We start from the raw sequence: 8285 nt of genomic DNA, 5'->3' as shown, positions 1-8285 counted from the left end.
GAACGCGGTCAAGATCGCCCGCGCGGCGACCGGCCGCCCCGGGGTGGTGGTCTTCGACCACGCCTACCACGGGCGCACCATGATGACGCTCGCGATGACCGCCAAGGAGGTGCCCTACCGCGCCGGCTTCGGCCCGTTCCCCGGCGAGGTGCACCGCGCCCCCTACGCCTATCCGCTGCGCTGGCCGGGCGGCGCCGAGCACTGCGCCGAGGAGGCGCTCGCCGAACTGGAGGCGCTGCTGCGGCGGGTCGGCCCGGACACGGTGGCGGCGATCGTCGTCGAACCGCTGCAGGGCGAGGGCGGTTTCGTGGTGCCCGCCCCCGGGTTCCTCGCCGGGGTGCAGCGCATGGCGCGGCGGCACGGGATCGTGCTGGTCGCCGACGAGGTGCAGGCCGGGATGGGCCGCACCGGGACGATGTTCGCCAGCGAGCAGGAGGGGATCGTCCCCGACCTGGTGTGCACGGCGAAGGCGCTCGGCGGCGGTCTGCCGCTGGCCGCGGTCACCGGCCGCGCCGAGCTGATGGAGGCGGTGGCGCCCGGCGGACTCGGCGGAACCTACGCGGGCAACCCGGTGGCCTGCGCCGCCGCCCTTGGTGTCCTGGAGATGCTCCGGGACGGGGGACTGCTGGAGCGGGCCCGGCTGATCGAGAGAACCGTCCGCGCCCGGCTCGAACCGCTGGCCGCACAGGTGCCGGCGATCGCCGAGGTCCGGGGCCGGGGCGCGATGATGGCGCTGGAGTTCGTCCGGCCCGGAACGCTGGAGCCGGACGCGGAACTGGCCCGGGCGGTGGCCGCCCGCTGCCACGCGGAGGGCGTGGTCGCCCTCGTCTGCGGCAGTTTCGGCAATGTCGTCCGGCTGCTGCCCCCGCTGGTGATCCCCGACGACCTGCTCGACGAGGGCCTCGGAGTCCTGGCGGACGCGATCCGCGGCGCGTGCGGGGGTGCGGCATGAGCACCACGGGGGCGACCGGCATGAGCACCACGGAGGCGACCGAGGTGAGCCGCGACCCGCGCACCGGCGCCCGCACCGAGGGCCCGGCCGTCACCGCCGTCGACGAGGTCGCCCGGCTGGCCGCCCGGGCCGCCCGGGACGCCGAATCGATCGCGGCCCGCCCGCCCGCGGTCCGCGCGGACTGGCTGGAGGCGGTCGCGGCCGCGCTGGAGCGGGACACCGAGGAACTGGCCGCGCTCGCGGACGCCGAGACCGCACTCGGCATGGACCGGCTGCGCGGCGAGGTCGGCCGCGCCGCGGCGCAGGCCCGCTTCTACGGCCGGGTCGCGGCCGAGGGCAGCTGGCTGGACGTCCGGATCGACCGCTCCGACGGAGTCGACCTGCGGCGGATCAACCGCTCGCTGGGCCCGGTCGCGGTGTTCGGCGCGAGCAACTTCCCCTTCGCCTTCGGCGTCGTGGGACACGACACGTCCTCCGCGCTGGCCGCGGGCTGCCCGGTGCTGGTCAAGGGGCACCCGGCGCATCCGCGGCTCAGCGCCCGGCTCGGGGCGACGGTGACGGCGGCCCTGCGTGCGGCGGGCGCACCGGAAGGGGCGTTCGCCCTGGTGCACGGCTTCGAGGCGGGCCTGGCCCTGGTGGACGCGCCGGAGGTGACGGCGGTGGCGTTCACCGGCTCCCAGGCCGGCGGCATGGCCCTGGTGGAGCGGGCGGCGCGCCGGCCCGTGCCCGTCCCGGTCTTCGCGGAGATGGGCACGGTCAACCCGGCGGTCCTGACACCCGCCGCCGCGGCGGACGACGAGGTGCTGCGCACGGCGGCGTCCGGTTTCGTCGCCTCGTTCACCCTGGGCCAGGGCCAGTTCTGCACCAAGCCGGGACTGCTGCTGGCGCCGCGCGGCAGCGGAGCGGCGGACGCGGTGGCCGGGGCACTGGCCGGGACCGAGCCCGGCTGGCTGCTGACCGAGAACATCGCCTCCGCGTACCGCACGGGACTCGCGGACCTGGAGGCGGCCGGGGCACGGCCCGTCGCCTCGGTGGCCGCACACCCGGAGGGCTTCGCCGCCGCCCCGACCCTGCTCACCGCCCCCGCCGAGGCACTCGTGCCGGGCTCCCGGCTGCTGGAGGAGTGCTTCGGCCCGGTCGCGCTGGTGGTGGAGTACGACGACACGGAGCAGCTCCGCGCCCTGCTGGCCCGGCTGCAGCCGAGCCTGGCGGCGGCGGTCGCCTCCGCCGGGGAGACCGACCCCGATCTGCCGTGGCTGGTCCCGCTGCTGTCCCGGAGGGCGGGCCGGGTGGTGGTCGACGGATGGCCGACCGGCGTCGTCACGACCTGGGCCCAGCAGCACGGCGGGCCGTGGCCCGCGACCAGCCGGCCCGAGGCCACGAGCGTCGGCGCCGCCGCCCTGGACCGCTTCACGCGCCCGGTCGCCTTCCAGAACGTTCCCCCCTCGGCACTGCCCGACGCCCTGCGCGACGACAACCCGTGGCGGCTGCCCCGGAGGATCGACGGCGTACGGGAGACAAACGGAGGGGGTGCGGGATGAGCGGGCCGCTGGACGGAATCCTCGTCGCCGACTTCAGCCGGGTGCTGGCCGGACCGCTGTGCACCATGACCCTGGCGGACCTCGGCGCGACAGTGATCAAGGTGGAGCGCCCCGGTACGGGCGACGACACCCGCTCCTGGGGGCCGCCCTGGTCGGCGACGAGCACCACCTACTTCGAGAGCGTCAACCGCTCCAAGCGCAGTGTCGCCCTCGACCTGACCGACGAGGGCGACCGGGAACTGGCCCGCGAACTGGCCCGCCGCGCCGACGTCCTGGTGGAGAACTTCAAACCGGGCACCCTGGACCGCCTCGGACTCGGCTACGACGCGGTGTCCGCCGGCAACCCCGGGATCGTGTACTGCTCGGTGACCGGCTTCGGCAGCGGCGCCGGTGCCGGGCTGCTGGGCTACGACTTCGTGGTCCAGGCGGTCGGCGGGCTGATGAGCATCACCGGCGCCGCCGACGGCGAGCCCACCAAGGCGGGGGTCGCCCTGGTCGACGTACTCACCGGCAAGGACGCCACCATCGGGATCCTCGCCGCGCTGGCCGACCGGACGCGCACCGGCCGGGGCTGCCGCGTGGAGGTCAACCTCCTGTCCAGCCTGCTCGGTTCCCTGGTCAACCAGGCACAGAGCTACCTGGAGACCGGCCGGCCGCCCGGCCGGATGGGCAACCGTCACCCCTCGATCGCCCCCTACGAGACCCTGCGCTGCCGCGACGGACTGCTCGCGGTCGCCTGCGGCAACGACGGCCAGTTCGCCCGGCTCGCGGCCGTCCTCGGGGCGCCCGCCCTCGCCGAGGACGAACGGTTCGCCACCAACGCCGCCCGGGTCACCCACCGGGAGGAACTGGTCCGCGCACTCGAGGAACGGCTGGCCGGGGACGACAGCGCGACCTGGCAGAAACGCCTCACCGAGGCGGGCGTCCCGGCGGGCCGGGTCGGCACCGTCGCCGACGGTTTCGCACTGGCCGAGAGCCTGGGGCTCGAACCCACGGTCACCCCGGCCGGCGGGGGCACGCCCCAGCCCCGGCACCCGGTCACCTACTCGACCGGGCTGGTCGGTCCCGCGCAGGCCCCTCCGGCCCTCGGGGCCGACGACGAGGCCGTACGGGCCTGGCTGTCCGACCCCGATGCCGGCCTGCCGCCGCCCGCCGGCACCCCATGACCGGCTCTCCCCGAACTCCCCGGACTTCCCGAACTCCCCCGGACTTCCCGAACTCCCCGGACTTCTCCCGTCCCCGACCGACTGCTTGACCCGACTCGCACCCGAGTCGCCCCCGATTCGTATCCGACTCAACTCGACCCGACCCGACTCGACCGGAGTCGATCGGACCCGACCCGAAAGGCCGGCGATGTCCACCGCATCCCCCTCCTCCCGCACCAAGGTCTCCCCGCTCGACCTGCTCGCCATCGACGACTTGCTCAGCCCCGACGAGAAGGCGGTGCGGGCGTCCGTGCGCCAGGTGTGCGACGCCGTGATCGAGCCGCACATCGCCGAGTGGTTCGAGCGGGGCGAACTGCCCACCATCCGTGAACTGGCCAAGGAACTGGGCGGTGTCGGCCTGCTCGGCATGCACCTCGAGGGCTACGGGTGCGCCGGCATGAGCGCCGTCGACTACGGCCTGGCCTGCCTCGAGCTGGAGGCCACCGACTCCGGCATCCGCTCCCTGGTCAGCGTCCAGGGCTCCCTCGCGATGTTCGCCATCTGGCGGTACGGCAGCGAGGAGCAGAAGCAGGAGTGGCTGCCCCGCATGGCCGCCGGGGAGGCGATCGGCTGCTTCGGCCTGACCGAGCCCGACCACGGCTCCGACCCCTCCTCCATGCGCACCCGCGCCCGCCGCGACGGGGACGACTGGATCCTCGACGGCCGCAAGATGTGGATCACCAACGGCTCCGTCGCCGACGTCGCCGTGGTCTGGGCCCAGACGGACGAGGGCATCCGCGGCTTCGTCGTCCCGACCGACACCCCCGGCTTCTCGGCCCCGCCCATCAAGCACAAGCTGTCCCTGCGGGCCTCCGTCACCAGCGAACTGGTCCTCGACTCCGTCCGGTTGCCCGCGAGCGCGGTCCTCCCGGAGGTCCGGGGCCTGCGCGGCCCGCTGTCCTGCCTGAACGAGGCCCGCTACGGCATCGTGTGGGGCGCCATGGGCGCGGCGCGCAGCGCCCTGCGGGCCGCCCTGGAGTACGCCGGGCAGCGGGTGCAGTTCGGCAAGCCCATCGCGGCGTACCAGATCACGCAGGAGAAGCTGGCCCGCATGGCCGTCGAGCTGGCGAACGGCACCCTGCTGGCCCTGCACCTCGGGCGCCGCAAGGACGCCTTTGGGCTGCGCCCCGAGCAGATCAGCATGGGCAAGCTGAACAACGTGGGCAAGGCCCTGGAGATCTGCCGCACCGCCCGGACGATCCTGGGCGCCAACGGGATCTCGCTGGAGTACCCGGTGATCAGGCACATGAACAACCTGGAGTCCGTGCTCACCTACGAGGGCACGGCGGAGATGCACACCCTGGTCATCGGCCAGGCCATGACGGGCCACTCCGCCTTCCGCTGACGGAACACCCACCCGTCCTCTCCGCAGGAGCCGCGGATCCCCGCAGAGACCAAGTTCCTCCAGGGGGATCCGCGGCTCCTCGGCTCATGCCGGCACCCGGTGACGGCGACCGCGTCGACCGCATCCCCGTCGGCCGCCAACCCGGCCCGGTCGTCCCAGGCCGGCCCGTCTCCCTCTTCTTCTCCTTGTGTCCTTGTTCCTCGTTCCTTTTTCCCGATGGCCGTCCGGGCAGCGGTGCACGGCTTCGACCACGGGAGCCGACGGCACCGTTCCCGCCGAGTCGGCAGGGAGCCGCGGCAGGAACAGCCGGGGAGCCGCGGCATGGACAGCAGAGGAGTGCCGGGACTTGCCCTTCACGAGCAGCCCCTGGCCGTAACCGCTCACTGCCCGCCGGCGACCGGGCGGCCCGTCCTCACGGCAGGTGCCGTACGAAGAACCGGGCCACGGCGTCCCCCGCGCACCGCGGGACACCGGTGTGCCCGCCCATGTGGGCGTGCAGGGACTTCTCCTGGGAACCGAAGGCGTCGAACAGGTCCAGGGCCGCCTGCCGGTCGTTCCCTTCGTCGTCCCACTGCAGCAGGACGTGCAGCGGAATGGTGACCCGGCGGGCCTCCTCGAACATGGCGCGAGGCACGAAACTCCCGGCGAAGAGGCCCGCGGCCACGATGCGCGGCTCGGCCACCGCGAGGCGGATGCCGAGGGAGATCACTCCTCCCGAGTACCCGACGGGTCCGTCGATCCCGGGCAGCGACAGGAGGGCGTCAAGAGCGGCCTGCCATTCCGGAACCGCCTTGCCGACGAGCGGGAGGACGAGGGCGTCGATGATCTCGTCGGTGACCGGCTCGCCGGCCTTCATGGCCCGGCGCAGGTCGGCGCGGGCCTGCTCAAGGGCGGCCCGACGGGGCCGGTCACCGCTCCCGGGAAGCTCGATGGCGGCCGTGGCGAAGCCGTCCGCCGCGGCGCGCCGGGCCCGCGCTGCCAGGCGGGGGTGCATCGTGCGCAGGCCGAGCGGAGGGTGACCGAGCAGGATCAGCGGCATCGGTGCGGATGCGGATGCGGGCGTCCACAGGAAGCCGGGGATCTCACCGAGGGTGAATGTGCGTTCGAGGAGGTCGTCGTCGAGGCGTCGTTCGGACGTGAGGCGAAGGGCCATGGTCGTGCCTTTCGGGAGTGCGCTTGAACGGCGCTCCCGGACGACCTATCGCCCGACCGTGCCTCGGAAGGAGAGCACCCCTGTCGATACGTTCACGGGTACCACCTCCTCGTTCTCCGGCCCGGCCCCGTGAAAGCAGCAGCGGCCGTCGTGGTCCGCCCACCGGTTTTTGCGCGGACGCCGTGGCCCGCTGCCGGGGAGGGGAACACTGGGCGGAGCCGCCCGGAGCCTCGTCGTGTCTTCCCGGGGCGAGGCCCTGCGACGGCGGGGCGCGCTGGGGCGCTGCCGTTTCTCGTGCTGCCGTTTCTCGTGAATACCCCAGCCCGCAGGCGGAACCCCTGCACTTCGCAGGCGGAATCCGCATCCCGCGGGCGGCCCCCGCGGCACACAGCGGAGCCCGGTGCGTGCAGCGCGCCGGGCTCCGCCTTCTCGCCGGTCGGGGGCCGGCCCTCTTTCCGGTCGGGGGTCGGTGATCACACCCCCGACGGCTCGCCGGTCCTCTGCTCGTCCTCCTGCTCGAGCCCCTTCCCGTCCTTCCCGTCCTTCTGCGGCACGGACGTCGGTATCGCGTCGCTGTACGGGGCGTCGCTGCGTCCGTAGGCCGGGTGGATCGCCATGTACAGCAGGCCCACTCCGACCACGACGACCCCGGACAGCAGCACGATGTAGTTGTCGTACCAGGGGGCCTCGGGCGTACGGGGCCAGGCCATGGTGACGATGGCCGTGACGCCGTAGACCAGGGCCGCGATGTTGACGGGCAGACCCCACTTGCCCAGCCGGTAGGCGCCGCTCGGCCGCCAGCCCTTGAGCCGGGCGCGCAGTGCGGCGAAGACGACCATCTGGAAGCCGAGGTAGATGCCGAGCGAGGCGAAGCTGACGATCTTCGTCAGGGCGTCCTCGGAGAACTTCGAGCCCAGGACGACGAGCGCCGGGACCAGGCCCGCGAGCATCACCGCGTACGGCGGGACGTGCCGGCTCGGGGAGAACTTCCGCAGCAGACGGCTGCCCGCGATCATGTCGTCACGGCCGTAGCTGTAGGCCAGCCGCCCGGCCGCCGCCTGGAGGCTGATCGTGCAGGACAGGAAGGACAGCAGCACGATCACCAGGACGCCCTTGGCCCCCACGGTGCCGAAGGCCTCGTCGAGGACCCTGGAGACGGGGTCGGGGTCGTCGCCGGAGATCACGGCCTTGATGTCCACCACCGACAGCGCCAGGGCCACGGCGACGAACGTGGCCGCCGCGCCGCCGACGTAGATGGTGCGGCGCATGGCCTTGGGGATCATCCGGCCCGGGTCGCGCACCTCCTCGGCCACGTCGCCGCAGGCCTCGAAGCCGTAGTAGTTGTAGATGCCGACCAGGGCCGCGGCGGCGAACGCCCACAGGTAATTGGTGCCGCTGCCCGCACCGAAGCTGTCGAACAGGATGCCCAGGTTGTGGTGGCGTTCGGTCAGCAGCAGCCACCCGCCGACCACGAGCGCGCCGATCAGTTCGGCGGCGAAGCCGATGACGGCGGCCTGTGCGAGCGCCTTGGTGCCCAGGTAGTTGATGAGGGTGGCCAGGGCGAGGATCCCCAGGGAACAGAGGATGACCGTGTCGACCGACGCCTCGAAGCCGAAGAGCGAGGCGATGTACGGTCCCGCGCCGGAGACGACGCTGGCGATGGTCACGAAGAGAGCCATCATGTAGACCCAGCCGGTCAGCCACGCGTAGCGGCGGCCCCACAGCCGGCGTGCCCAGGGGTAGACGCCGCCCGCGACCGGGAACTGGGCGACGATCTCACTGAAGACCAGCGCGACCAGCAGCTGTCCGATGCCCGCGATGACCAGCGACCAGATCATCGGCGGGCCGGCGGTGGCCAGGCCGAACGCGAACATGGTGTAGATCGCGACCACGGGGGACAGATAGGTGAAGCCGAGCGAGAAGTTCGCCCAGGGACCCATGTCCCGCTTGAACTCCGAGGTGTAACCGAGCGACGCGAGCTGTGCCGAGGGATCGGTCTCAGGGCGTCCGGCTCCGGTTGTGGGACTCATTCACGCTCCCGTTTTCTCGTACCGGGCGTACCGGGCAGGGGGTGCCGGTGGGATGGGTG

The 8285-nt window shown here is 73.2% G+C and carries 6 protein-coding genes; 4 read left to right on the top strand and 2 right to left on the bottom strand.

Annotated elements, in window-relative coordinates:
• The 4 genes from CCN35_RS24860 to CCN35_RS24845 form a co-directional block, all read left to right on the top strand.
• The coding region (locus tag CCN35_RS24860) for an aminotransferase class III-fold pyridoxal phosphate-dependent enzyme (RefSeq protein ID WP_245863437.1) at positions 1 to 952 on the top strand (952 nt) is incomplete at its 5' end.
• Entirely contained in the window at positions 949 to 2493 is a 1545-nt protein-coding gene (locus tag CCN35_RS24855; protein WP_245863434.1) for an aldehyde dehydrogenase family protein, read from the top strand. The genes CCN35_RS24860 and CCN35_RS24855, both read left to right, overlap by 4 nt.
• A complete protein-coding gene (locus CCN35_RS24850; protein ID WP_086794414.1) occupies positions 2490 to 3659 on the top strand; it encodes a CaiB/BaiF CoA transferase family protein in 1170 nt (389 codons plus the stop codon). The genes CCN35_RS24855 and CCN35_RS24850 overlap by 4 nt, the downstream gene beginning before the upstream one ends.
• A 187-nt stretch (positions 3660 to 3846) precedes the next feature.
• A complete protein-coding gene (locus CCN35_RS24845; protein WP_086794412.1) occupies positions 3847 to 5043 on the top strand; it encodes an acyl-CoA dehydrogenase family protein in 1197 nt (398 codons plus the stop codon).
• Positions 5044 to 5455: 412 nt separating this feature from the next.
• On the opposite strand, the gene CCN35_RS24840 is transcribed toward CCN35_RS24845, so the two are convergent.
• Positions 5456 to 6196, bottom strand: a complete 741-nt coding sequence (locus CCN35_RS24840) for a dienelactone hydrolase family protein (protein ID WP_086794411.1) — start codon at positions 6194 to 6196, stop codon at positions 5456 to 5458.
• A 473-nt stretch (positions 6197 to 6669) separates the two neighbouring features.
• Positions 6670 to 8226, bottom strand: a complete 1557-nt coding sequence (locus tag CCN35_RS24835) for an APC family permease (RefSeq protein WP_067394193.1) — start codon at positions 8224 to 8226, stop codon at positions 6670 to 6672.
• Positions 8227 to 8285: the final 59 nt, after the last annotated feature.

The sequence above is a fragment of the Streptomyces thermovulgaris genome (genome assembly GCF_002155915.1).
Classification (GTDB): domain Bacteria; phylum Actinomycetota; class Actinomycetes; order Streptomycetales; family Streptomycetaceae; genus Streptomyces; species Streptomyces thermovulgaris.
This window is presented reverse-complemented; position numbering and strand designations above follow the sequence as displayed.